The sequence below is a fragment of the Mycobacterium sp. 1245499.0 genome (assembly GCF_001673615.1).
GTDB lineage: Bacteria > Actinomycetota > Actinomycetes > Mycobacteriales > Mycobacteriaceae > Mycobacterium > Mycobacterium europaeum_A.
In genome coordinates, this window is record NZ_LZMG01000241.1 from 1 (window position 1) to 23,527 (window position 23,527).

21 protein-coding genes and 2 pseudogenes are annotated in these 23,527 nt (G+C 69.2%); 14 read left to right on the forward strand and 9 right to left on the reverse strand.

The window, feature by feature from the left end:
- Window positions 1–208 (reverse strand): annotated as a pseudogene (locus A5646_RS13630) (tRNA (N6-isopentenyl adenosine(37)-C2)-methylthiotransferase MiaB); the annotation flags it as partial.
- 2 nt (window positions 209–210) lie between these two features.
- Between A5646_RS13630 and A5646_RS13635 the strand changes: the two are divergent.
- Window positions 211–660: pseudogene (locus A5646_RS13635) on the forward strand (tRNA (N6-isopentenyl adenosine(37)-C2)-methylthiotransferase MiaB); the annotation flags it as partial.
- Window positions 657–1,277: a hypothetical protein gene (locus A5646_RS13640; RefSeq protein ID WP_067022077.1), complete on the forward strand. Its 621-nt coding sequence runs from the start codon at window positions 657–659 to the stop codon at window positions 1,275–1,277. The pseudogene A5646_RS13635 and the gene A5646_RS13640, both read left to right, overlap by 4 nt.
- A 5-nt stretch (window positions 1,278–1,282) precedes the next feature.
- Here A5646_RS13640 and A5646_RS13645 read toward each other — a convergent pair whose 3' ends face one another.
- Window positions 1,283–2,611, reverse strand: coding sequence for a DUF349 domain-containing protein (locus A5646_RS13645; RefSeq protein ID WP_066860765.1), 1,329 nt, complete (start codon window positions 2,609–2,611; stop codon window positions 1,283–1,285).
- Window positions 2,612–3,200: 589 nt separating this feature from the next.
- Between A5646_RS13645 and A5646_RS13650 the strand changes: the two genes are divergently transcribed.
- The 7 genes from A5646_RS13650 to A5646_RS13680 all read left to right on the forward strand — a co-directional run bounded on the left by A5646_RS13650 (window position 3,201) and on the right by A5646_RS13680 (window position 12,274).
- The gene (locus tag A5646_RS13650) at window positions 3,201–4,178 is read left to right on the forward strand and encodes a DMT family transporter (protein ID WP_066860762.1); all 978 of its coding nucleotides are present in this window, start codon (window positions 3,201–3,203) and stop codon (window positions 4,176–4,178) included.
- A gap of 27 nt (window positions 4,179–4,205) precedes the next feature.
- On the forward strand, window positions 4,206–4,898 hold the full coding sequence (locus tag A5646_RS13655; RefSeq protein ID WP_067022079.1) for a hypothetical protein: 693 nt from the start codon (window positions 4,206–4,208) through the stop codon (window positions 4,896–4,898).
- Between the two features lie 5 nt (window positions 4,899–4,903).
- Window positions 4,904–5,848, forward strand: a complete 945-nt coding sequence (gene miaA, locus A5646_RS13660; RefSeq protein WP_066879807.1) for a tRNA (adenosine(37)-N6)-dimethylallyltransferase MiaA — start codon at window positions 4,904–4,906, stop codon at window positions 5,846–5,848.
- A 4-nt stretch (window positions 5,849–5,852) separates the two neighbouring features.
- Window positions 5,853–6,725: a diaminopimelate epimerase gene (dapF, locus tag A5646_RS13665; RefSeq protein ID WP_067022088.1), complete on the forward strand. Its 873-nt coding sequence runs from the start codon at window positions 5,853–5,855 to the stop codon at window positions 6,723–6,725.
- 46 nt (window positions 6,726–6,771) lie between these two features.
- Window positions 6,772–8,211 carry a GTPase HflX gene (gene hflX, locus A5646_RS13670; RefSeq protein WP_067022081.1) on the forward strand — a complete coding sequence of 480 codons (1,440 nt, stop codon included), beginning with the start codon at window positions 6,772–6,774 and terminating at the stop codon, window positions 8,209–8,211.
- A gap of 146 nt (window positions 8,212–8,357) precedes the next feature.
- On the forward strand, window positions 8,358–9,518 hold the full coding sequence (locus tag A5646_RS13675; RefSeq protein WP_007774924.1) for an acyl-CoA dehydrogenase family protein: 1,161 nt from the start codon (window positions 8,358–8,360) through the stop codon (window positions 9,516–9,518).
- Window positions 9,519–10,072: 554 nt separating this feature from the next.
- Complete coding sequence (locus A5646_RS13680; protein WP_067022083.1) at window positions 10,073–12,274, forward strand: LGFP repeat-containing protein; 2,202 nt, start codon at window positions 10,073–10,075, stop codon at window positions 12,272–12,274.
- An 11-nt stretch (window positions 12,275–12,285) separates the two neighbouring features.
- Here A5646_RS13680 and lexA read toward each other — a convergent pair whose 3' ends face one another.
- On the reverse strand, window positions 12,286–12,984 hold the full coding sequence (gene lexA / locus A5646_RS13685) for a transcriptional repressor LexA (RefSeq protein WP_066860750.1): 699 nt from the start codon (window positions 12,982–12,984) through the stop codon (window positions 12,286–12,288).
- A 293-nt stretch (window positions 12,985–13,277) separates the two neighbouring features.
- Between lexA and A5646_RS13690 the strand changes: the two genes are divergently transcribed.
- The 3 genes from A5646_RS13690 to A5646_RS13700 all read left to right on the forward strand — a co-directional run bounded on the left by A5646_RS13690 (window position 13,278) and on the right by A5646_RS13700 (window position 14,931).
- Window positions 13,278–13,772, forward strand: a complete 495-nt coding sequence (locus A5646_RS13690) for a LysM peptidoglycan-binding domain-containing protein (RefSeq protein WP_066860747.1) — start codon at window positions 13,278–13,280, stop codon at window positions 13,770–13,772.
- A 97-nt stretch (window positions 13,773–13,869) separates the two neighbouring features.
- Complete coding sequence (gene nrdR, locus A5646_RS13695; protein ID WP_066860744.1) at window positions 13,870–14,334, forward strand: transcriptional regulator NrdR; 465 nt, start codon at window positions 13,870–13,872, stop codon at window positions 14,332–14,334.
- Between the two features lie 111 nt (window positions 14,335–14,445).
- Window positions 14,446–14,931, forward strand: coding sequence for a peroxynitrite isomerase (locus A5646_RS13700; RefSeq protein ID WP_067022085.1), 486 nt, complete (start codon window positions 14,446–14,448; stop codon window positions 14,929–14,931).
- Between the two features lie 22 nt (window positions 14,932–14,953).
- Here A5646_RS13700 and A5646_RS13705 read toward each other — a convergent pair whose 3' ends face one another.
- From A5646_RS13705 to A5646_RS13715, 3 genes are all read right to left on the reverse strand, one after another.
- Window positions 14,954–15,640 carry a PhzF family phenazine biosynthesis protein gene (locus A5646_RS13705; RefSeq protein ID WP_066879754.1) on the reverse strand — a complete coding sequence of 229 codons (687 nt, stop codon included), beginning with the start codon at window positions 15,638–15,640 and terminating at the stop codon, window positions 14,954–14,956.
- Between the two features lie 44 nt (window positions 15,641–15,684).
- Window positions 15,685–16,716, reverse strand: coding sequence for an alpha/beta fold hydrolase (locus A5646_RS13710; RefSeq protein WP_066879756.1), 1,032 nt, complete (start codon window positions 16,714–16,716; stop codon window positions 15,685–15,687).
- A 62-nt stretch (window positions 16,717–16,778) separates the two neighbouring features.
- Window positions 16,779–17,750, reverse strand: coding sequence for a proteasome assembly chaperone family protein (locus tag A5646_RS13715; protein WP_066860735.1), 972 nt, complete (start codon window positions 17,748–17,750; stop codon window positions 16,779–16,781).
- A 227-nt stretch (window positions 17,751–17,977) separates the two neighbouring features.
- Between A5646_RS13715 and A5646_RS13720 the strand changes: the two genes are divergently transcribed.
- Window positions 17,978–18,814, forward strand: a complete 837-nt coding sequence (locus A5646_RS13720) for a serine protease (RefSeq protein WP_067022087.1) — start codon at window positions 17,978–17,980, stop codon at window positions 18,812–18,814.
- A 123-nt stretch (window positions 18,815–18,937) separates the two neighbouring features.
- On the opposite strand, the gene sthA is transcribed toward A5646_RS13720, so the two are convergent.
- On the reverse strand, window positions 18,938–20,353 hold the full coding sequence (gene sthA, locus A5646_RS13725) for a Si-specific NAD(P)(+) transhydrogenase (protein WP_066860729.1): 1,416 nt from the start codon (window positions 20,351–20,353) through the stop codon (window positions 18,938–18,940).
- 112 nt (window positions 20,354–20,465) lie between these two features.
- Between sthA and A5646_RS13730 the strand changes: the two genes are divergently transcribed.
- Window positions 20,466–21,524, forward strand: coding sequence for a DUF4192 domain-containing protein (locus tag A5646_RS13730; RefSeq protein ID WP_066879812.1), 1,059 nt, complete (start codon window positions 20,466–20,468; stop codon window positions 21,522–21,524).
- A gap of 34 nt (window positions 21,525–21,558) precedes the next feature.
- Here A5646_RS13730 and A5646_RS13735 read toward each other — a convergent pair whose 3' ends face one another.
- Window positions 21,559–22,248, reverse strand: coding sequence for a metal-dependent transcriptional regulator (locus tag A5646_RS13735; RefSeq protein ID WP_066860726.1), 690 nt, complete (start codon window positions 22,246–22,248; stop codon window positions 21,559–21,561).
- Between the two features lie 129 nt (window positions 22,249–22,377).
- Window positions 22,378–23,337, reverse strand: coding sequence for a sigma-70 family RNA polymerase sigma factor SigB (sigB, locus tag A5646_RS13740; protein ID WP_007774892.1), 960 nt, complete (start codon window positions 23,335–23,337; stop codon window positions 22,378–22,380).
- Window positions 23,338–23,527 lie beyond the last annotated feature (190 nt).

The window sequence follows — 23,527 nt, forward strand, 5'->3', positions numbered from 1 at the left end:
TCAGCCGGTCATAGCGTTCCTGCACAACGGCTTTCGGGATCTGCCCGTCGAGTTCAGCGGCCGGGGTGCCGGGCCGCTTGGAGTACTGGAAGGTGAACGCGGCCGAAAAGCGGGCCGCCCGCACCACGTCCAGTGTGGCCGCGAAGTCCGCTTCGGTCTCACCGGGGAACCCGACGATCAGGTCGGTGGTGATGGCGGCGTGCGGCATGGCGGCCCGGCACCCCGGCCGCTGAACTCGACGGGCAGATCCCGAAAGCCGTTGTGCAGGAACGCTATGACCGGCTGATCGAGCTGCAGGAGGCGATCTCGCTGGAGGGCAACCAGGCGTTGATCGGTCAGACCGTCGAATTGTTGGTCGCCACCGGCGAAGGTCGCAAGGACAGCCGCACCGCCCGGATGAGCGGGCGGGCCCGCGACGGCCGGCTGGTGCACTTCGCCGTCGACACACCGGGCGACATCAGGCCCGGCGACATCGTCACCACGGCGATCACCGGGGCCGCGCCCCACCACCTCATCGCCGACGCGGGCGTCCTCACCCATCGCCGCACCCGGGCGGGTGATGCCCACGCCGCCGGGCAGCGCCCACGCGGCATCGGCCTTGGCATGCCCGCCCTCGGGCCGCCCGTCGGCCCGGCCGAACCCCTTGGATGTGCACGATGAAAAAAGAGACGAACAACGAAGATTTGCAGCTCGGCGCCCTGCGCACCGAGATCGAGGCCGCCGAACGCCGGGTGGCTCGCGGGATCGACCCGGGCCCGCGGGCCTTCTTCGTGTCGATCCTGGTGTTCGTGCTGCTGGCGTCGTTTGTCTTGCCGCACACCGGCGACGTGCGCGGCTGGGACGTGCTCTTCGGTAGCCATCACGCCGGTGCGGCCGCCGTGGCTTTGCCGTCGCGGGTGTTCGCCTGGCTGGCGCTGGTGTTCGGCGTGGGCTTCTCGATGCTGGCGCTGGTGACGCGGCGCTGGGCGCTGGCCTGGGTCGCGCTGGCCGGCACGGCCATCGCGGGCGCCGCGGGCATGCTGGCGATCTGGTCGCGCCAGACCGTCTCCGCGGGCCACCCGGGGCCGGGCTGGGGTCTGATCGTCGCCTGGCTGACCGTGCTCGTGCTGACCTACCACTGGGCGCGGGTGGTCTGGTCGCGCACCATCGTGCAACTGGCCGCCGAGGAGCAGCGGCGCCGCGTCGCGGCCGCGCAGCAGTCGACCTCGCTGCTGGACGGTCTGGACGAGCCCGCCGCCGGGACCACCGACGACCCCGGAACGACCAAGGGCGCCTGAGGGCGCTAAGGCTTGCGGGTCAGGGCCTCAACGGCCGCCTGCGCCCACTGCCGCCACTGCTCGGCGTTGGCTCGAGCCTCGTCGGCCTCCTTGGTCCGGCCCGCCGCGGCGGCCTTCTGAGCCTGCTGTTCGTACTGCTCGGCGCGGGCCTGGAACTGCTCGGCGCGGGCCTGCGCCTGCGGGTCGGACCAGCCGACGTCGCCGGCGTCGCGCACCTTCTTCTCGACCGCGCGCAGCCGCCGCTCCAACTCGGCGGACCGCTCGCGCGGCACCTTGCCGATCGCATCCCACTTCTCGGTGATCGCGCGCAGCGCCGCGCGGGCGGCGTCGTGGTTGCTGGTGTCGAGCTTCTCCGCCTCGGCCAGCAGCGCCTCTTTGGCGGCCGCGTTGGCCCGGAACTCCGCGTCCTTTTCCGCCGTCACGGCGTTGCGGGCGGTGAAGAACACGTCCTGGGCTGCCTTGAAACGCCGCCACAAGGCGTCGTCGACCTCCCGCGTCGCCCGCCCGGCCGCCTTCCACTCGGTCAGCAGCTTGCGGAATTCCGCGCTGGTCGCGGTCCAGTCGGTCGAGTCGGACAGCTCCTCGGCCCGCTCGCATAGGCGTTCCTTGGCCTGGCGGATCCCCGAGCGCTCCCGGTCCAGCTCGGCGAAGTGCGATCCCCGCCGCCGGTTGAACGCCTCCCGAGCCGCCGAATAGCGCTTCCACAACGCGTCGTCGACCTTGCGGTCCACGCCGGTGATCGTCTTCCACTCGTCGAGGATCGCGCGGAACCGGTCGCCGGTGGCCTTCCACTGCGTCGAGTTGGCGGCCAACTCCTCGGCCTCCGCGGCCAGCGCCTCCTTGCGGGCGGTCTGGGTGGCCCGGTGCTCCTCACGGCGGGAGCGCTCCGCGGCGACCGTCGCCTCGGCGTGCTCGGCGATGGTGGTCAACCGGCCCGCCAGCGCATCGATGTCACCCAGCACGGCCGCCGTCGGCAGCGTCTCGGCCAGCTCGGCCGCGTGCGCCTTGATCTTGCGCGCGTCACCACTTCCCGACGCCAGGCGCTCCTCCATCAGGGTGACCTCGGTGGCCAGGTCATCGAAGCGCCGGCCGAAGTGGGCGAACGCCGCCTCCCGGTCGCCGGCCTGCCAGGAGCCGATGATGCGCTCGCCGGCGCTGCTGATCAGCCACACCGTGCCGTCGTCGTCCACGCGGCCGAACTGGTGCGGATTGCTGGGCGGCGGCATCACCAGCGGGTGCGCGGTGGTGGGTCGCGGTGTCGGCCGGGGGCCGGGACGCGGCCCCGGGCGCGGCACTGGCCGAGCCGAATCGTCGCGAGGCTCGTCAGACGTCATGCGCTCGTCACTACCTTTCGCAACCTTCCGCGCGGTCCGAGTCCCGCGCACCTGCCGCGCGTAGCGGCACCATAGTCCTGCAGCTGCCGGAACCCCCAGGGTTCGCCCAACAGCCGCCTAACGATATTCAAGCAGCTTGCCCTGCCCCACGCCGCCACCTTGGCATTCCTGACCGGACCGGCACCAGCACGGCGCCGGCACCCTGTGGATGCTCCGGCGGCGGTGGCCATCGCCTCCCCGCCGGCCCGCGACCGCGCGCGTAGCCGCCTTGAGGACCGCGGCCGGCGGCGCGCCGGGCGGGCGGGGAGATGTTGTGACACTTGTCCCATCCGGGGCGGCGCGCGGCGGGCGAAAGACGCTGGCAGCGAAAGGCCTTTGCCATCGCGCACAGCTACCTGTGTAGTTCTCTTAGAGTTATCCCACGCGTTGCATAGATTGCTGAAGTAGTAGTTGAACGGTTACCTGCGGCGCAGTTAGCAACGTGTGGAACGTCATAGATTTGTAGTTGAACTGAACGCAAATTGTGCGTGTATTTGCCTGCGCCCCGGGGAAAGCTGGGTCGGACAGTCTAGGGGCGGAGGGGTCGAGAATGTCGAAGGTTGATGTCGCGGCGTTGCTTGCAGTGTGCGCGGCGCTGGCATCCGCGGTCGGCGACGTGATCCGGCAGCGCTCCGCGCACGAGATCACCGACAAGCCGGTCGGCCATCTGGAACTGTTCCGCATGTCATTGCGGGACGCCCGATGGTGGCTGGGCGGCCTGGCCGCGATCGCCAACTACAGCCTGCAGGCCGCCGCCCTGGCCTGGGGTTCGGTGGTGCTGGTGACCGCCCTGCAGGTGACCGCGCTGCTGTTCGCGCTGCCCATCTACGCGCGCCTCGCCCATCACCGGGTGCAACCCCGGGAGTGGATGTGGGCGCTCATCCTGGCGGCCGCGCTGGCGGTCGTCATCATCGTCGGGGATCCGGCGGCCGGCGTGCAGCGGGCGCCGCTGCAGACCTGGATCATCGTCGCCCTGGTGATGGTGCCGCTGCTGGTGGCCTGCGTGGTGACGGCGCGGCTGCGGGCCGGCAGCCCGTTCGCGGCCGTCCTGCTCGCGGTGGTGGCGGGCTCCTCGCTGGCGCTGTTTGCGGTGCTGACCAAGGGCGTCGTCGAGATGTCCGAGCGCGGCCCGGTGGCCGTGCTGACCTCGCCGGAGTTCGTGCCCTGGCTGCTGGTGGCCCTGTGCGGGATGATCTTCCAGCAATCGGCGTTCCGCGCCGGCGCGCTGACCGCGTCGTTGCCGACGATGACGGTGGCCAAGCCGGTGGTCGCCGGCCTGCTCGGGGTGCTGGTGCTGGGTGAGACGCTGAATGCCCATGGCCCCAAGGCGTTCGTGCTGGTGGGCGCGGTCGCCGTCGTCATCGGCGCCACGATCGCCCTGGCCCGCGGCGAGGCCGCCAGCATCGATCAGTCCGATTCCCGCGGAGACGGTGCCTCGCGAAAAGTGCCGCCCCGGGCGGCACCGACCGAAGGCGACTTCGGCCCCTTCAGTGACCGTCTGGTGGTGGCCGACACCTCCGGGTGGTGACCTTTGCGGCCACGTTAGTTTGGTGGCGTGCTCAGCGCGATCGCGATCGTCCCGTCGGCGCCGGTCCTGGTGCCCGAACTGGCCGGAGCGGCCGCCTCCGAGGTGGCCGCGCTTCTCACCGCGACGCTTGCCGCGGCGGCGCTGTTGCCCGACCGCTGGGTGGCGATCGGAACGGGTCCTGACGACGACGAGTTCGGTCCCGACACCGTGGGCACGTTCGCCGGTTTCGGCGTCGACGTGCCCGTCCAGTTGTCTCCGCGGCCCCACGACGCCGCGACGCCGGTGCCGCTTCCCGTGTGCGCGTTGCTGGCCGGGTGGGTGCGTGGCCAGGCGCAGCCGCAGGCCAGCGCACGGGTCCGGGTTTACCGCGGCGACCGCGACGCCGCCGCCGCGTGCAAGCTCGGCAACCGCCTGCGCGCGCAGATCGACCGGTCACCCGAGCCGGTCGGGGTGCTGGTGGTGGCCGACGGCGCGAACACACTGACACCGGCCGCCCCCGGCGGGTACGACCCCGACAACGCCGCCGCGCAAGAGGCCCTGGACGACGCGCTGGCCAGCGGCGACGTCACCGCCCTGCGCCAGCTGCCGGACCAGATCCTGGGACGGGTCGCGTTCCAGGTGCTGGCCGGCCTGGCCGGTCCCGGGCCCCGATCGGCCAAGCAGCTGTACCGCGGAGCGCCCTACGGGGTGGGTTATTTCGCCGGCGCCTGGCAGTTGTGACGGCCGTGCGCCCCCTGGCAATCATCGGGCCCACGGGCACCGGCAAGTCGCAGCTGGCCCTCGACTTCGCCGACCGGGTCGAGCGGCTCGGTGTGAGCGCCGAGATCGTCAATGCCGACGCCATGCAGCTCTATCGCGGCATGGACATCGGCACGGCGAAGCTGCCCGTCGAGGCCCGTCGCGGCATCCCACATCACCAGCTCGACGTCCTCGACGTCACCGAGACCGCGACCGTCGCCCGCTATCAGGGCGCCGCGGCGGCCGACGTCGAAGCGATCGCGGCCCGGGGCGCGCTGCCCGTCATCGTGGGCGGCTCGATGCTCTACATCCAGTCGCTGCTCGACGACTGGTCGTTTCCCGCCACCGATCCCGCGGTGCGCGCCCGCTGGGAGCAGCGGCTGGCCGAGGTGGGGGTGGGCGAGCTGCACGCCGAGCTGGCCCGGCGCGATCCCGCCGCGGCCGCGGCCATACTGCCCACCGATGCCCGGCGCACCGTGCGCGCCCTGGAGGTGGTCGAGCTGACCGGTCAGCCGTTCGCCGCCTCCGCGCCGCGGATCGGCGCGCCGCGGTGGGACACCGCCATCGTCGGGTTGGACTGCGACACAACGATTCTCGACGACCGGCTGGCGCGGCGCACCGACGCGATGTTCGATCAGGGTCTGGTCGGCGAGGTAATCGGACTGCTGGAGCGGGGTTTGCGCGACGGGGTCACCGCGTCGCGTGCGCTGGGCTACGCGCAGGTGCTCGCCGCCCTGGATGCGGGCGGTCCGGCGGGCCCGGATGCGGATCGGCTGCGCGAGGCGCGCGAGCAGACCTTCGTCGGCACCCGCCGGTACGTACGGCGCCAGCGGTCCTGGTTTCGCCGGGACCACCGGGTGCAGTGGCTCGATGCCGCCGATCGCGCCCCGCTCGTCGACGCCGCCGTGCGGGCCTGGCGCCACGTATCCTGAGCAGGTGAAATTCGCCAAGGGCCACGGCACCCAGAACGACTTCGTCGTGCTGGCGGACCCGCAGGCCCAGCTGAGCCTGACCGCGCAGCGGGTCGAAGCGCTCTGCGACCGCCGCCGCGGGCTGGGCGCCGACGGGGTGCTGCGGGTCACCACCGCCGGTGCGGCGCGCTCGGCCGGCGTGCTCGACCGGGTGCCCGACGGTGTGGACCCTGGCGACTGGTACATGGACTACCGCAACGCCGACGGATCGGTCGCCCAGATGTGCGGCAACGGCGTGCGGGTCTTCGCGCACTACCTGCGCGCCAGCGGCATGGAGTCCCGCGACGAGTTCGTGGTCGGGTCGCTGGCGGGCCCGCGGCCGGTCGTCGTGCACCGCGCCGACGCGACCACCGCCGACATCAGCGTCGACATGGGCAAGGCCAACACCCTGGGCCCAGGGAAGGCGGTGGTTGGGGGGCGGCGGTTCTCCGGCCTGGCGGTCGACGTCGGCAACCCGCACCTGGCCTGTGTGGACCAGGATCTGACGCCCGACGCGCTGGCGGCGCTGGACGTGGCCGCGCCGGTCAGCTTCGACGCGACCCAGTTCCCGGACGGGGTGAACGTCGAGATCGTCACCGCACCCGCCGACGGGGCGGTGCACATGCGCGTGCACGAGCGGGGAGTCGGCGAGACGCGCTCCTGCGGCACCGGAACGGTGGCGGCCGCCGTCGCCGCGCTGGCCGGTGCCGGTGCGGCCACCGGCGCCCTGACCGTCCGGGTGCCCGGCGGCGAGGTCGTCGTCACCATCACCGAGGCCACCAGCTTCCTGCGCGGACCGTCCGTGCTGGTGGCCCAAGGAGAACTCAGCGAGGAATGGTGGCGCGAACAGCAGCGTTAAATCGAGTGCACAAAACCTTTTTCGCGTGCATCATCTTGTATTGCCTATGACACATCCCGAATTCCGCGATCACTCTCCGGCCGCACCGGAGCCCAGCACGGGCGAACTCGCCCTCGAAGATCGGTCGGCGCTGCGCCGCGTCGCCGGCCTGTCCACCGAACTCACCGACATCTCCGAGGTCGAATACCGCCAGCTCCGGCTCGAGCGGGTCGTCCTGGTGGGCGTGTGGACCGACGGCACCGCCGCCGACAGCGAGGCCAGCATGGCCGAGCTCGCCGCCCTGGCCGAAACCGCCGGCTCCCAGGTGCTCGAGGGGCTGATCCAGCGCCGCGACAAGCCCGACCCGTCGACCTACATCGGCTCGGGCAAGGCCCAGGAGCTCCGCGAGGTGGTGCTGGCGACCGGCGCCGACACCGTCATCTGCGACGGTGAGCTGTCCCCGGCGCAGCTGACCGCCCTGGAGAAGGCCGTGAAGGTCAAGGTCATCGACCGCACCGCGCTGATCCTCGACATCTTCGCCCAGCACGCCACCAGCCGGGAGGGCAAGGCGCAGGTCACGCTGGCCCAGATGGAATACATGCTGCCGCGGCTGCGCGGCTGGGGTGAATCAATGTCGCGGCAGGCCGGTGGCCGCGCCGGCGGCAGCGGGGGAGGCGTGGGCCTGCGCGGTCCCGGTGAAACCAAGATCGAGACCGACCGGCGGCGCATCCGCGAGCGGATGGCCAAGCTGCGCCGCGAGATCAAGGACATGAAGCAGGTTCGCGATACCCAGCGCAGCCGGCGGGTGCACAGCGACCTGCCCGCGATCGCCATCGTCGGCTACACCAACGCCGGCAAGTCGAGCCTGCTCAACGCGCTGACCGGGGCCGGGGTGCTGGTACAGGACGCGTTGTTCGCCACCCTGGAGCCCACCACCCGGCGCTCCGAATTCGAGGACGGCCGGCCGTTCGTGCTCACCGACACCGTCGGATTCGTCCGGCACCTGCCCACCCAACTGGTCGAGGCGTTCCGCTCCACGCTGGAAGAGGTCGTCGACGCCGACCTGCTGGTGCACGTCGTCGACGGCTCCGACGTCAACCCCCTGGCGCAGATCAACGCGGTCCGCCAGGTGGTCTCCGACGTCATCGCCGGCTATGGGACCGACCACGACGGCGGCGCCCCGCAGGAGCTGGTGGTGGTGAACAAGGTCGACGCCGCAAGCGATTTGGCGCTGGCCAAGCTGCGCCACGCCCTGCCCGACGCCATGTTCGTCTCCGCGCGCACCGGCGACGGGATCGACGCGCTGCGCCGCCGGATCGCCGAGCTCGCTGTGCCCGCCGACACCGCCGTGGACGTGGTGATCCCGTACCACCGCGGCGACCTGGTGGCGCGCCTGCACGCCGACGGACGCGTCCAGACCGAGGAGCACAACGCCGAGGGCACCCGGATCAGGGCCCGGGTCCCGACGGCCCTGGCCGGCCGGCTGCGCGAGTTCTCGGCCGACTAACGGGCGTTTGCCCCACGACCGGGCGATGTGCTGCGCGGCGGCGCCCCATAACCCCGACGAGGGCGGTAGCCGACCCCGCCAGCCGCCGACCAACCGTCCGGTTGGTATATGTTGGGCTGCAGAATCCCACTCGCCGGAGGTCTTCCATGAGCAGCGCCATCAAATACCAGCGCACTCTTTTCGAGTCAGAGCACGACCTGTTCCGTGAGTCCTACCGGGGCTTCCTCGAGCGCCACGTCGCGCCCTATCACGACGAGTGGGAGAAGGCGAAGATCGTCGACCGCGGCGTCTGGCTGGAGGCCGGCAAGCAGGGCTTCCTCGGCATGGCGGTGCCCGAGGAGTACGGCGGCGGCGGCAACCCCGACTTCCGGTACAACACGATCATCACCGAGGAGACCACCGCGGGCCGCTACAGCGGCATCGGTTTCGGCCTGCACAACGACATCGTGGCGCCGTACCTGTTGGCCCTGGCCACCGAGGAGCAGAAGCAGCGCTGGCTGCCGAAATTCTGTACCGGAGAGTTGATTACGGCGATCGCGATGACCGAGCCGGGCACCGGCAGCGATCTGCAGGGCATCAAGACCCGCGCGGTCAAGCAGGGCGACCATTACGTGCTCAACGGGTCAAAGACGTTCATCACCAACGGAATCAACTCCGACCTGGTGATCGTGGTCGCGCAGACCGACCCGGAAAAGGGCGCACAGGGCTTCTCGCTGCTCGCCGTCGAGCGCGGCATGGAGGGCTTCGAGCGCGGCCGGCACCTGGACAAGATCGGGCTGGACGCACAGGACACGGCCGAGCTGTCGTTCACCGACGTGCACGTGCCGGCCGAAAACCTGCTGGGCCAGGAGGGTATGGGGTTCATCTACCTGATGCAGAACCTGCCGCAGGAACGGATCTCGATCGCCATCATGGCGGCCGCGGCCATGGAACAGGTGCTGGAGCAGACTCTGCAATACACCAAGGAGCGCAAGGCATTTGGCAAGCCGATCGGCAGCTTCCAGAACAGCCGGTTCGTGCTCGCCGAGCTGGCGACGGAGGCGACCGTGGTCCGCATGATGGTCGACGAGTTCGTGCGCCTGCACCTGGACCACAAGCTGACCGCCGAACAGGCCGCGATGGCCAAGTGGTACTGCACCGAAAAGCAGGTGCACCTGATCGACCGCTGCCTGCAGCTGCACGGCGGTTACGGCTACATGCGTGAATATCCCGTTGCCCGTGCCTATCTGGACGCGCGGGTGCAAACCATCTACGGCGGCACGACCGAGATCATGAAGGAAATCATCGGCCGCAGCCTCGGTGTATAGCGTTTCGTTTGCTGGGTAGCTTCGGCAGCCGCGGTCGAATTTGTCGACCAGCGGTCGGTGCGGGCGTGAATTCGGTGGTGGTTCCCATACCGTCGGCGGATGTGTCTCGGGTACGCCGGGCGCGTCGTCGCGCATAGTCAGGCCCGCGATCGCCCCGCGGGCGACGCCTCCTGCACCGCGGGCGGCCGCGTCCGGCGCAATTCGGCTGTGCGAGTCGGCAGTCCGGCGGCGTTCCTCGAGCGCGCGCTCCGGCCGCTTTTCTGTGCGATATCCGCAACACAGCGCGAACGGTGGCCCGGCGGGTCGCGATTGGGCCATGGGCACGCATCATTTCGACATCGGTGTGGTATCCGTTTTTGTAAAATTCGTGATTTGACTTCGCATTTCTTGTTGGTTGGAGCAAAGTTATGCGAGCCCGGCGGTAAGGCTGATCGTGCGCGGGTCCATTTTCCGCGCAAGCACGGCCCGCTCGCCGGTTATGCAGGTAAGGGCATAGCCGCAGATAGATCCCTATCCGCCGGCTGGGAGGCTTGGTGAAGGTGCAGAGAGGTCACATGCGCAAGCTGATCGGAAGCGCGCTGGTCAGCTTGACGACCACCGCACTGGCCGCCGTGCTGCTGGCCCCCACCGCGGTAGCGAGTCCTATCGGCGACGCCGAAGCCGCGATCATGGCCGCCTGGGACAAGGCCGGCGGCGACACCTCACCATTGGGCGCTCGCAAGGGCGACGTGTACCCCGTCGGGGACGGTTTCGCCCTGGACTTCGACGGCGGCAAGATGTTCTTCACCCCGGCCACCGGAGCCAAGTTCGCCTACGGGCCCGTCCTCGACAAATACGAGCAGCTCGGCGGGCCGGCCGGCAGCGACCTGGGCTTCCCGACCATCAACGAAGTGCCCGGTCTATCCGGCCCCGACAGCCGGGTGATCACCTTCTCGGCCAGCGACAAGCCGGTGATCTTCTGGACACCCGAGCACGGCCCGTTCGTGGTGCGCGGCGCGCTGAACACCGCCTGGGACAAGCTGGGCAGCTCGGGCGGGGTGCTGGGCGTGCCGGTCGGCGACGAGACCTACAGCGGCGAGGTGTCCTCGCAGAAATTCAGCGGCGGCCAGGTCTCGTGGAACCGGCAGACCAAGCAGTTCACCACCGAACCGCCGGCGCTGGCCGATCAGTTGAAGGGTCTGCAGGTGGCGATCGATCCCACCGCGGCGATCAACACGGCGTGGCGCGCGGCGGGCGGACCCAGCGGGCCGTTGGGCGCCAAGCAGGGCGGCCAATATTCCGTCGGCGGTGACGGGATCGCTCAGAACTTCGCCGGCGGAAAGGTGTTCTTCACGCCGGCCACCGGCGCGAACGCCGTCGAGAGCGACATCCTGGCCAAATACGAGTCGCTGGGCGGCCCGGTGGGCAGCGACCTCGGATTCCCCACCACCAACGAAACCGACGGCGGCATAGGCCCTTCCAGCAAGGTCTGCACCTTCTCCGCCGCCGACAAGCCGGTCATCTTCTGGACGTCGGAGCACGGCGCGTTCGTCATCCGCGGCGCGATGAAGGCGGCGTGGGACAAGCTCCGCGCCCCCGCCGGCAAGCTCGGCGCGCCGGTCGGCGACCAAACCGTGAACGGCGACGTGATTTCGCAGCAGTTCACCGGCGGCAAGATCTCATGGAACCGGGCCAAGAACACGTTCAGCACGGAACCGGCCAACCTGGCGCCCCTGCTGTCCGGCCTGCAGGTGTCGGGTCAGAACCAGCCCAGCAATTCGGCCATGCCGGCGCACGCCAAGAAGTTCACCTGGCACTGGTGGTGGCTGATGGCCGCCATTCCGGTGTTGGTGCTGCTCGTACTCCTGGCGTGGGTGCTGTTCGGCTGGCGCCGGCGCCGGCCCGGGCAACCCGACGTTGCGGGCTATGCGCCCGACCGCGGCCGCGACTTCGGCTACGACGCCGACGGCCCGTGGGGGCACGACGATTCCGAGCACGACGCCGAGTCGTTCGCGCCGCTGAGCGCGCCGGCCGAACCGGCGCCGGACGTCGGGCGGGTCAGCTGGCAACGTCAGGCTCCGGCCGAGAGCGATTACGGATTCGAGCAGGACGACCCCGACGCCGTCGACACCGACTCCATCCCCGTCGTCTCCGAGGAGATGCTGTCAGAGGCCGACTATCCCGCGGCCGAGTCCGACTACACCGACTACACCGACGAAGTCCCCGAGCTCGCCGAGCCCGAGACCGCGGACGACGCGGCCTACGTCGACGCCGAGGACCCCGACGCCGACTATGCGCGCCAGGCCTACCCGGACGACGAGTATCCCGACGTCGTCGTTCCCCGCACCCCACCGGACACCGACGCCGTGACCGGCGCCCTGGAGACCGCCGAGCCCGAGGACGACTACCTCGACGTCGCCACGCCCGAGCCCGACGTCGAGTCGGGGGCCGCCAGCGCCACGGGAGCCGACGCGGCGGACGCCGTGGGCGCCGGTGCGGTCGCCGCGGGGACGCCGGCGCGTAGCGGTCGGCACGCCGCCGCCGACGACGCCGAGGACGGCTCGGAAAACGGTCTGGCGGGCCCGGACGGCCGGCCGACGATCCATCTGCCGCTCGACGACCCGTACCAGGCGCCCGACGGATACCCGATCAAGGCCAGTGCGCGTTACGGGCTGTACTACACGCCGGGCAGCGACCTGTATCAGGACACGCTCGCCGAAATCTGGTTGTCGAGCGAGGAAGTCGCGCTGGCCAACGGCTTCACCCGGGCCGACTGACTCCTCGCGCGTCAGACCTTGCGGATGACCGTGACGACCTTGCCGAGCACGCTCGCGTCGTTGCCGGGGATGGGGTCGAACGCCGGGTTGTGCGGCATCAGCCAGACCTGACCGCCAGCGCGTTTGAACGTCTTGACGGTTGCTTCGCCATCGAGCATCGCCGCGACGATGTCGCCGTTGTCGGCGACGTTCTGCTGACGCACCACCACCCAGTCGCCGTCACAGATCGCGGCGTCGACCATCGAATCGCCGACCACCTTGAGCAGGAAAAGCGTTCCCTCGCCGACCAATTCGCGCGGCAGGGGAAAGACGTCCTCGACGGCCTCCTCGGCCAGGATCGGTCCGCCCGCCGCGATACGCCCGAGCACCGGGACGAACGTGGGTTCGGGCAGGGCATCCGAGCCGGCCACCTCGGTGGCGGGCGCCGCCACCTCGTCGTCGGCCCCGCGGACATCGACCGCTCGCGGACGATTGGGATCGCGCCGCAAGTATCCCTTGCGCTCCAGGGTGCGCAGCTGGTGTGCCACCGATGAGGTCGACGTCAGGCCGACGGCGTCGCCGATCTCGCGGATGCTCGGCGGGTAGCCGCGGCTGGTGACCGACGCGCGGATGACATTCAGAATGGTGCGCTGCCGCTCGGTCAGCGAAGGATCCACGGAGTGCAACCGGCCTTCGGGGCCGGGCGGAGAAATGTCGTTGCTGTCGCCCATGGCACTGAATGTAGCCGCCCGACGAACAAGAATCAAACATGTGTTCGAGTGGCGTGTCGCCCCGGATGGAACGCCGGCGGAGAAGGCCCAAAGTCGGGTGAATCACAAATGTGTAACTCTTCGGGATATCGGGTATCTGGGCCTCGTGACAGTGGTAGAGGCCGACGAACTTGTCGGTGGTGTGATCTAGCGTTTGCTCGTGCGACACGCTTCGCTCAAATGTTCGGGTTTCGAACACACAAGCGATTAGTGTCGAACACACGAGCGAGAGCTAGTTGACCGGAGGAACGAAGATGACAGTCATCCACACGCCTGCGCCGCGTATCAGCAGTCTTCGGCGCCCGATCAACGGACCCGTCCAAGGCGTTCGGTACGGACGTGACGGACTGGCCCGGTCTCGCAGGCCCGCGCCGGCCCGCCCGGCGGGTGCGGCGACGCGCTACTACGGCACCGGGGTGGCGATGTCGGTCGCTCCGCACCGCAGGCGGGCCACCACCTGGGCGTCGACGATCGGGCTGGCAGTGGCCGCCGGAGCGATCACGCTGTGGCTGGGTCTCGTCGCGAACGTCGGGCAGGTGCTCAATGGCGACTCCGCCAACTCCGCGGCCCACGTTCCCGACCGGCTCGCGGTCGTCCGCGTCGACGCGGGGGAGTCGCTGCAGGACTTCGCGCACCGGGTCGCGCCCGACGCGCCGACCACCCAGGTCGCCGACCGTATCCGCGAACTCAACGACCTGCACTCGCCCAACCTGATGGCCGGCCAGACCCTGATCGCTCCGGTCGGCTGACAACCGTTGTGCGAAAACGGCTTCGTAGCCGTGCAGATCGGCGCGCGGGTACGCTCGAAGTCCTGCGGTTGTTTGTCGGCACGGTGAAGGAGCGGTCATGCACTGTCCGTTCTGCCGTCATCCCGACTCCCGGGTGATCGACTCGCGCGAAACCGACGAAGGCCAGGCCATCCGCCGGCGCCGCTCCTGTCCCGAGTGCGGACGACGTTTCACCACGGTGGAGACCGCGGTCCTGGCGGTGGTCAAGCGCAGTGGCGTCACCGAGCCGTTCAGCAGGGAAAAGGTGATCAGCGGCGTCCGCCGCGCCTGCCAGGGCCGCCAGGTCGACGACGACGCGCTGAACCTGCTGGCCCAGCAGGTGGAAGACACCGTGCGCGCCGCGGGTTCCCCGGAGATCCCCAGTCACGAAGTGGGTTTGGCCATCCTCGGGCCGCTGCGCGACCTCGACGAGGTGGCCTACCTGCGGTTCGCCTCGGTGTATCGCTCATTCGAGTCCGCAGCCGATTTCGAACGCGAGATCCAGGCGCTCCGGGATCACCGCGGAGTGGCCACCCCGGGCTGACAGCGCTCCCCGGGCCGTCCTGGCCCGCATCGTCGCCCGGCTAGGTCTGAATCGCCCGGCTCCTCCCCGGGCCGTCCCGGCCCGCATCGTCGCCCGGCTAGGCTCAAATTCATGCCCCCTGACTTGCATCCCGACCTCGCGGCGCTGGCCCCGCTCCTTGGGACCTGGTCCGGCCAGGGCGCGGGAAAGTACCCGACGATCCCGCCGTTCGACTACCTCGAGGAAGTCGTGTTCGCCCACGTCGGTAAACCGTTTTTGGCCTACGGGCAGAAAACCAAGGCGGTGGCCGACGGCAAGCCGCTGCACGCCGAAACCGGATATCTCCGGGTGCCCCAACCGGGCCACGTCGAGCTGGTCCTGGCGCATCCCAGCGGCATCACCGAAATCGAGGTGGGCACCTACTCGGTCAGCGGTGACGTCATCGAAATGCAGATGGCCACCACGGCCGTCGGGCTGACCCCCAGCGCCAAAGAGGTGACGGCGCTTGGCCGTTCGTTCCGCATCGACGGCGACGAACTGTCCTACACCGTGCAGATGGGCGCGGTCGGGCAACCCCTGCAGGACCACCTCGCCGCCGTGCTACACCGGCAAGGCTAGACCGCCCGCGGGGCCCGAGCCGTCAATCCAGGTGTCGCACACCGTCATTGACGACCCGCCCGGCCACCCCGACCCAGCCTTCGGCGCTCCACGTCGTTTCGATGACGGAGCCCCTGCCCTGGGTGATCCGCAGGCTCTGGCTCAAGTAGTCGGTGATGCGCATCGCCGCCGAACCGGTGGCCTCGTCCTCGACCACGCCGAGGTTGGCGGCGAACATCCGCACCCGCAGCGATCCGGTCGCCCGGTCGGTCCAGGCCCACAGGTAGTGCGCGGTGTCGTCGGGGAAGTCCGCCGGGTCGGCGGCGAGAACCTCGTCGGCCGAGGCGAACTCGTGCAGGGCGAAGTCGGGCGCCCAATCCGCGCGGGCGTTGATGCGGGCGCGGTCTTCGTCGTAGCCCACCTGCACGAGGCCCGCGGGTACCCGCAGGGTGTTGATCGGCGAACCGTTCTCGCGCAGCCACCACGTCGCGCCGACGGTCGGGTGGCCGGCGAACGGCAGTTCGGTGCGCGGCGTGTAGATGGCGGCGTGTGCGGTTGAGGAACCGGTGGCCGGGAGGTCCACGAAAACCGTCTCGCTGTAGCCCAATTGGGTTGCCAGCCGCTGCCGGTGGGCATGGTCGACCCGGCGCGCGTCGACCACGCCCAGCGGATTACCGAAATTGCCGTCCGAATCGGTGAACACCCGCAACACCGTCACGTCGATCCCCATGGCCCGACTGTACGGCGCCGAAGGCGTCCGCATCGATCATAAGATCAGGTGGCGCTGCGTTCGTCGGACCCCATGGCGTTCAGTACGGCGACGCGAGTGGGCGCGGGGCCCGAGACGGCCCGCTCGCCGCCGCCGGTGCGCAGCAAGCTGCGCAGATTGGCCTGATCATATTCGGCGGGGTCGGTGGAATCGATGAAGCGCTCGACGACGTCGATGAAACGGGCCGGGTCATCGTGGAAGGGGAAGTGGCCGGAGCCTTCGAAGATCTCCAGCCGCGAGCCGGGCATCGCGGCGTGCGCCATCCACGCGTGTCGGACCGGGACCACCACATCCTTTGTGCCCCAGACGATTTGCACCGGGATGGCCTCGGTCAAATAACATCGGTCGAGCATGGTGACGATCTGCCCACGCCAGTCCACGACCGCCCGCAGCGTCCGGCTGAACGCCGCGGACGCCGTCGGTTCGGGCAGGTCGTCGAGGATGCGCAGCACGTTGGGCAGATCGCGGGCCAGGCCGCTGCTGCCCAGCGCCATGCCCAAAACGCGTCCCATCAGCTGAACCGTCGGCAGCACCAGCGGTAGCCGCAACAGGGCGATCGCCTCGCTGCCCATCGGCAGCGACGCCCACCGCAAGACGAAGTTGACGTCCTTGGTCACGCCACCGGCACCCACCAGGATCAGCCGCTCCACCAAATGCGGGAATTGATAGGCGAATTGCATGGCAACGCCGCCGCCCAGCGAGTGACCGATGATCGTCACCCGCTCGATGTCGAGCACGCTGAGCAGGTCACGCATCCCGTTCGCGTAGGCCGCGATCGAGTAGTCGGCGCGCGGCTTGTCCGATCGCCCGTGCCCCAGCAGGTCCGGGGCGATCACCGTGAATCGCTGGGCGAGCTTGGCCTGCACGGTATTCCACGTGGTCGAGTTGTCGCCGATGCCGTGGATCAGCAGGATCGCCGGCCCGGAACCGGCGATGCGGTAGGCCCGCTTGTAACCGTGGATGGTGCGGAACTCGAGTTTGGGTGCGGTCACTTCACGCACCGGGCGGAGCGTGGGATTGCGCTTCCGCTCGGTCATATCGCCAACCTTGGTGTCGGGCCGGGCTAAGGCGGTCTGGCTAGGGGCTGGTGCTGCGGGGGTCAGGCATGGTCGTCGTCGTCGAACTTCTTCTCCGCTTGCTGGGCCAGAAATCGCTCGAATTCTGCGCCTAGCTCATCGCCGCTAGGCAGATCCTCGTCGCGAGCCAGTAACGATCTGTTCTCCTGAGCGTCGATGAAGGCATCGTACTGGCGCTCCAGCGCGGTCACCACTTGAGCGACCTCCGCGCTCGCCTCGACCTGCTCGTCGATCTTGGCCCGGATCACCTCGGCCGCCTCGGTCAACGCGGTCAGCGGCAGCTCCAGCGACGCGGTCTTGGCGACCTGCTCGAGCAGCGCCTGCGCGGCGGCCGGATAGTCGGTCTGGGTGAGGTAGTGCGGGACGTGCACGGTATAGCCGACCACCTCATGACCGTGCTGGCCCATCCGGTATTCGAGCAGGTTGGACGCGCTGCCGGGAACCTGGATCTCCGAGATCCACGGCTGGAAGTTGGCGATCAGCTCCGGATTGTTCGAGTGAGCCGTCATGGTGGTCGGCCGGGTGTGCGGAACCGCCATCGGGACGGTGCCCAGGCCGATGGTCTGGCGGACGCCGAGGCGCTCGGCCAGCAGCCGCACCGCGGTGATGAAGCGCTCCCACTTCAGATCCGGCTCCATGCCGGCCAGCAACAGGAACGGGGTGCCGACCGTGTCGCGCAGCGCGTAGAGGTTCAGCTCGGGCTCTTCGTAGTGGGTGAAGTGATCGGTCTTGAACGTCATCAGCGGCCGCCGGGACCGGTAGTCCAGCAATTCGTCGATCGCGAAGGACGCGACCAGCTCGGTGTCTAGCACCGCCTTCAGATGCGCGGACGCCAGCTTGATGGCATGACCGGCGTCGGAAAAGCCCTCCAGGGCGTGCACCAGCACCGGACCGCGGCCGTCGGACGTCGACAGCTGCGGCGCCGGCAGCTCGAGCTCGTACATCCCGGCCTGCCCCGGCTGGTACCGGTCAGCTGGGTCTTGGTGGTGAGCCATCTGCGATCGCCTCCTCTCGGGGTCCTTCCAGGGTGCCCTACCAAGTGTCCCCCGAATCAGGCGGCACCCACATCGCTCAGCGAACTTTGCGTCACGCTTATAGCTGAAACGTGATAAGTCTCAGGCGTAATCCGCAAGCAACGGCGAAGCCTCACCCGAGGGCGCGCCAGCAAACCGCGCGGCGCACCGCCACATGTGTGAGTCGGCTTGCCGCCCCCCGGTCAGGCATGATGAAGGCGATGCGCATTCGGATCCTGATGCTCTGCTCGGTGCTGGGGGTGGCGACGTCGCTGACGTCGTGTCACCGGCCCGTCGAGCATGTTTCGGGTGCGCCGGTATCCGCCCCGCGCGTCGGCGATCCTGTGCAGCGGCTCAGCCAGCCCGAACAGAAGGCCGTCGCCGGTCCGGTCGAGCCGGATCGGCGCATCGGGGCGATCTTCATCGATGGCGGCCCGCTGCACGTGTGCACCGGTTCCGTGGTGCATTCGACGGGTGGCAACCTGATCATGACCGCCGCGCACTGCCTGGCCGGAGCGTCGCTGATCACGTTCGTTCCCGGTTTCGCCGGCGATGCCCCGCCCGGTCCCGCCGATGTGTGGAAGGCCGACGCGGTCTACCTGGACCCGCGCTGGACGGCCAGCAAAGACCCGCACGCCGATTATGCGATCGCGCGGGTCAGCAACGACGCAGGTGCCCCGGTCGAGTCGCGGGTCGGCCTGGCGCTGACGCTGGGTGTGACGCCTCCGCCGGGCAGCCGCGTCACCGTGCTGGGGTATCCGGCCGGCGTGGGGGGCTCGCCCATCGGGTGTCAGGCCAGCACGTCGGTCACCGACACCGGGTTTCCTGCGCTGGCTTGCGAGGGGCTGGTGGACGGCACCAGCGGCGCGCCCTGGGTCAGCGGGACGACGCTGATCGGGGTGATCGGCGGTCTGGAGCGGGGTGGCTGCGCGGCGAACATGTCGTATTCGGCGCCGTTCGATGCGCACACCGCGGAACTGCTGGCCCGCGCCGAGGCCGGCGGCCCCGGCGATCCGGTCGCGGGCGACCTGCAAGACGCCTGTTAGCGGCGATCGCCAGCGCGGCCGTGGCGATCGCCAGCGCGGCCGTGGCGATCGCCAGCGCGGCGCAGCCGGGCGCAGCGGGTCGCCACTCCAGTTCGCAGCCGGGCTAGTGGCGGGTCGCCACGGCTAGTGGCGGAACTGGTTGAGCGCCCGGACCTTGTTCATCACGTCGAGCGCCGCCACCTTGTACGCCTCGGAGAACGTGGGGTAGTTGAACACCGCGTCCACCAGGTACTCCACCGTGCCGCCGCAGCCCATCACCGCCTGCCCGATGTGCACCATCTCGGTGGCGCTGGTGCCGAAGATGTGCACCCCGAGCACCTTGAGGTCCTGGGTGGACACCAGCAGCTTGAGCATCCCGTAGGAGTCGCCGGCGATCTGGCCGCGGGCCAGCTCGCGGTACCTGGCCACGCCGACCTCGTAGGGGACTGCGTTCTTCGTCAGCTCCACCTCGGTGGCGCCGACGTAAGAGACCTCGGGGATGGAGTAGATGCCGATCGGTTGCAGCTCTGTGATGCCGTCACTCGCCTCCCCGAACGCGTGGTAGGCGGCCAGGCGGCCCTGCTCCATCGACGTGGCGGCCAGGGCGGGGAAGCCGATCACGTCGCCGACGGCATAGATGTGGGGCACCTTGGTCTGGAAGTTGTCGTCGACGAAAATCCGTCCGCGGTTGTCGGCTTCCAGTTCGGCGTTGTGCAGATCGAGATGATCCGTCTGGCCCTGCCGCCCGGCCGAATACATCACCGTCTCGGCGGGAATCTGCTTGCCGCTGGCCAGGGTGGTGACGGTGCCCGCCGACCCGACGTCGACCGCGGTCACCTCCTCGCCGAACCGGAACGTCACCGCCAGGTCGCGCAGGTGGAACTTCAGCGCCTCGACGACTTCGGGGTCGCAGAAGTCGAGCATGTCCTCGCGCTTCTCCACGACGGTGACCTTGGTGCCCAGCGCGGCGAACATCGAGGCGTACTCGATGCCGATGACGCCGGCGCCGACCACCACCATCGAGGTGGGCAGCGACTTGAGATCGAGGATCCCGTCGGAGTCGAGCACCCGGTGTTCGTCGAACTCGACGCCGGAGGGCCGCGCCGGCCGGGTGCCGGTGGCGATGACGACGTATTTACCAGTGATGGTTATCTTTTCGCGCCGCGACGGGTCCTCGACCTCGATGGTGTGCGGGTCGATGAAACGCCCGTGACCGATCAGCAGGTCGATCCGGTTGCGCATCAGCTGGTTGCGCACCACGTCGACTTCCTTGCCGATCACGTGCTGGGTGCGGGCCAGCAGATCGGCCGGGGTGATCTTCTCCTTCACGCGGTAGCTGGCGCCGTAGAGTTCGCGCTGGCTCATCCCGGTGAGGTAGAGGACCGCCTCGCGCAATGTCTTTGACGGGATGGTGCCGGTCTGCACGCACACGCCGCCGAGCATCTGGCCGCGTTCGACGACGGCGACCGACTTTCCGAGCTTGGCCGAGGCGATGGCGGCCTTCTGGCCGCCGGGCCCGGACCCGATGACCACCATGTCGTACTCTTGCGCCGAACTCATGGCTTAAACAGTAAGGCAGCACAACGCACAGTGCTGGGTTCATCCACAGGTCCGCCGCCGCACCCGCGCACCTGAGCACCGCCTGACGGTGGCCGCCGTCAGCGTGGTGCCCATGACGACGCATCGAGCAGACTTCGAACTGTCCCGCCCCGGCGCACTCATCGCGGCGCTGCCGGCCGTTCTCGGCTTCGTTCCCGAAAATTCATTGATATTAGTGTCTTTGGGCGACGGTGAACTCGGGTCGGTGATGCGCGTCGACCTCTCCGAGGAGGTCATCGACCGGGTGGGACACCTGGCGGAGGTCGCCGCGGCGGCGGCCCCCGAGGCCGTGATCGCGGTGATCGTCGACGCCGACGGCGCCTACTGCCCAAGCTGCAACGAGGAATACCGTCAGCTCTCGGTGGCGCTGGCAGAAGCCTTGTCGGAGCACGACATTGAGCTCTACGCCACCCACGTGGTGGACCAGGTGGCGCTCGGCGGGCGGTGGCATTGCGCCGAGGGCTGCGGGTCGAGCGGCGTGGTCGAAGATCCCGCGGCCTCGCCGCTGGCGGCCGCGGCGGTGCTGGAGGGCAGGCGGCTCTATGCGCGTCGTGCCGACCTGCAGGCGGTCATCGCGCCCGACGACCCGGCGCGCAGCGCGGCGCTGGCCGCCGTGGTCGGCAAACAGGCCGCCCGGCGCCGGGCGGCGCATCGTGCGCATCCGGTGCGCTGCACCCGCCGCGACGTGGAGGCGGCGATGGCCGCCGCCTCCCGGGTCGCGGGCGGGGAATCGCTATCGGACGCGGAGGTGGCGACGCTGGGCTGTGCCCTGTGCGACGCACAGGTGCGCGACATCCTGTATGCCCTGGCGGTGGGGGAGAGCGCCGGCGAGGCCGAGTCGCTGTGGGCACTGCTGGCGCGCACGTTGCCCTCGCCCTGGCGGGTCGAGGCGCTGGTCCTGATCGCGTTCAGCGCCTATGCCCGCGGCGACGGCCCGCTCGCCGGAGTGTCGCTGGCGGAGGCGTTGCGCTGTGACCCCGACCATCGGATGGCGGGGATGCTGGACACCGCGTTGCAATCCGGTCTGCGGCCCGACGACATCAGGGAGCTGGCGCTGACCGGTTACCGGCTGGCCAAGCAGTTCGGCGTGCGGCTGCCACCGCGCCGGCCGTTCGGTCGCAGGGTGGGGTAGTGGCAAGCGCGGCGACGGGCGCCAAGCGCCGGGGTCAGACCTTCTCGACCTTGACCGCGTGCGCCATCTCGTGCGGCAGGGTGACGTTCTCGTGGCCCGGGATGACGATGGTGACCCCGGCGGCACTGGTCTCGACGGTGACGCGCGCGTTCGGGACCACACCGGCGTCCTTCAGGCGGGAGATCAGGTCGATGTCGCCCTGGACGTGCTCGGTCAACTGCCGCACCACGACCGCCACCGGCGCGCCGGCGGGCAGCTCGGTCAGCCGGACCAGGGGGCCGTCCTCGGACCAGGACTCCGGGCCCACGCCCAGGTCCAGGAGCCCGGGGATCGGGTTGCCGAAGGGCGAGGTGGTCGGGTTGTTGAGCACCTTCACCAGCCGGCGCTCGACGTCCTCGCTCATCACGTGCTCCCAGCGGCACGCCTCGGCGTGCACCTCTTCCCAGGGCAGCCCGATGACGTCGACCAGCAATCGCTCGGCGAGGCGGTGCTTGCGCATCACGGCAATGGCCAGCGCCCGGCCCTTGTCGGTGAGCTCGAGGTGGCGGTCGCCGGCCACGTGAAGTAAACCGTCCCGCTCCATGCGCGACACGGTTTGGCTGACAGTCGGCCCGCTTTGATCCAGGCGTTCGGCGATTCGGGCACGCAGCGGCGTCACGCCCTCTTCTTCGAGGTCGTAGATGGTCCGCAGGTACATCTCGGTGGTGTCAACCAGGTCGTTCATTCAGCACCCTCCGTCGACGCTGAGTCTACTTGGCCAGCTGCGCGAATGGTTGTAACGCCTCCCAGGCAAGCAGTATGCCCGCCGCGGACGCGGCGGGCATACCGTCTGCTACCTAGCTCGAGTGAGGTGTTAGCTCGCGTACGACCGTAGCCTGTCGGCGCGCTCCCCGTTGCGGAGTTTGGACATTACGTCCCGCTCGATCTGGCGGACCCGCTCGCGGGACAGGCCGAACAGCTTGCCGATCTGGTCCAGGGTGCGCGGCTGACCGTCGTCCAGGCCGAAACGCAGCCGGATGACCTGGTGCTCACGCTCGTCCAGGGTGGCCAGCACGCTGCGGATGTCGGTGTGCAGCAGCTCGGCGATCACCGCGTTCTCGGCCGACATCGCCTCGGCGTCCTCGATGAAGTCACCCAGCGGTGCTTCCTCCTCGGAACCGACCGGCATGTCGAGGCTCACCGGGTCGCGGCTGTGCTCGAGCAGGTCGTTGATCTTTTCCACCGGGATGCCGGACTCGGCGGCCAGTTCCTCGTCGGTGGCCTCGCGTCCCAGGTTCTGGTGCATCTCGCGCTTGATCCGCGCCAGCTTGTTGACCTGCTCCACCAGATGGACCGGCAGCCGGATGGTGCGGCTCTGGTCGGCCATGCCGCGGGTGATCGCCTGACGGATCCACCACGTCGCGTAGGTCGAGAACTTGAATCCCTTTGTGTAATCGAACTTTTCCATCGCGCGGATCAGCCCGAGGTTGCCCTCTTGAATCAGGTCCAGCAATGGCATGCCGCGACCGGTGTACCGCTTGGCCAGCGACACCACCAGACGCAGGTTGGCTTCCAGCAGGTGACGACGCGCCGCCTGACCATCCCGCACCACGGCCTCTAGATCGCGTTTACGGTTCTCCCCGAGGCGCTTACGCGTTGCGAGCAGGTGTTCGGCGTAGAGCCCGGCCTCGATGCGCTTCGCGAGTTCGACCTCACCCGCCGCATTGAGCAGTGCCGTCTTACCGATTCCGTTCAGATATACGCGCACTAGATCCGCTGCGGGGCTTTGAGCATCCAGATCGCCGTCAAATCTGCTCGTGCTGGCGTTCGCCATAGCGACCTCCCGTTCGGCTTTGTTCTGTCATCGAGTTCAACGACAGATCAGCTCTGAGAGTTCCCAGCGATTCCCTATCTCACACGTCTTGACGTGCAGAAATGTGCCGTCGACCTGAGAAAGTCCTGAGAAGTCCGCGACGGCGGCACCTTCGGCGAAACGACGGCTAGTCGGGATCAATTCCGCCGCG

Bases quoted from the DNA above. Each gene is read 5' to 3' on its own strand.
- A5646_RS13710 (WP_066879756.1), bottom strand. From the start codon at position 16,716: ATGACCGAGCGGAAGCGCAATCCCACGCTCCGCCCGGTGCGTGAAGTG.
- A5646_RS13680 (WP_067022083.1), top strand. From the start codon at position 10,073: ATGCGCAAGCTGATCGGAAGCGCGCTGGTCAGCTTGACGACCACCGCA.
- A5646_RS13715 (WP_066860735.1), bottom strand. From the start codon at position 17,750: ATGGCTCACCACCAAGACCCAGCTGACCGGTACCAGCCGGGGCAGGCC.
- A5646_RS13690 (WP_066860747.1), top strand. From the start codon at position 13,278: ATGACAGTCATCCACACGCCTGCGCCGCGTATCAGCAGTCTTCGGCGC.
- hflX (WP_067022081.1), top strand. From the start codon at position 6,772: ATGACACATCCCGAATTCCGCGATCACTCTCCGGCCGCACCGGAGCCC.
- A5646_RS13645 (WP_066860765.1), bottom strand. From the start codon at position 2,611: ATGACGTCTGACGAGCCTCGCGACGATTCGGCTCGGCCAGTGCCGCGC.
- nrdR (WP_066860744.1), top strand. From the start codon at position 13,870: ATGCACTGTCCGTTCTGCCGTCATCCCGACTCCCGGGTGATCGACTCG.
- A5646_RS13730 (WP_066879812.1), top strand. From the start codon at position 20,466: ATGACGACGCATCGAGCAGACTTCGAACTGTCCCGCCCCGGCGCACTC.
- sthA (WP_066860729.1), bottom strand. From the start codon at position 20,353: ATGAGTTCGGCGCAAGAGTACGACATGGTGGTCATCGGGTCCGGGCCC.
- A5646_RS13675 (WP_007774924.1), top strand. From the start codon at position 8,358: ATGAGCAGCGCCATCAAATACCAGCGCACTCTTTTCGAGTCAGAGCAC.
- A5646_RS13705 (WP_066879754.1), bottom strand. From the start codon at position 15,640: ATGGGGATCGACGTGACGGTGTTGCGGGTGTTCACCGATTCGGACGGC.
- A5646_RS13720 (WP_067022087.1), top strand. From the start codon at position 17,978: ATGATGAAGGCGATGCGCATTCGGATCCTGATGCTCTGCTCGGTGCTG.
- A5646_RS13700 (WP_067022085.1), top strand. From the start codon at position 14,446: ATGCCCCCTGACTTGCATCCCGACCTCGCGGCGCTGGCCCCGCTCCTT.
- A5646_RS13650 (WP_066860762.1), top strand. From the start codon at position 3,201: ATGTCGAAGGTTGATGTCGCGGCGTTGCTTGCAGTGTGCGCGGCGCTG.
- sigB (WP_007774892.1), bottom strand. From the start codon at position 23,337: ATGGCGAACGCCAGCACGAGCAGATTTGACGGCGATCTGGATGCTCAA.
- A5646_RS13640 (WP_067022077.1), top strand. From the start codon at position 657: ATGAAAAAAGAGACGAACAACGAAGATTTGCAGCTCGGCGCCCTGCGC.
- A5646_RS13735 (WP_066860726.1), bottom strand. From the start codon at position 22,248: ATGAACGACCTGGTTGACACCACCGAGATGTACCTGCGGACCATCTAC.
- lexA (WP_066860750.1), bottom strand. From the start codon at position 12,984: ATGGGCGACAGCAACGACATTTCTCCGCCCGGCCCCGAAGGCCGGTTG.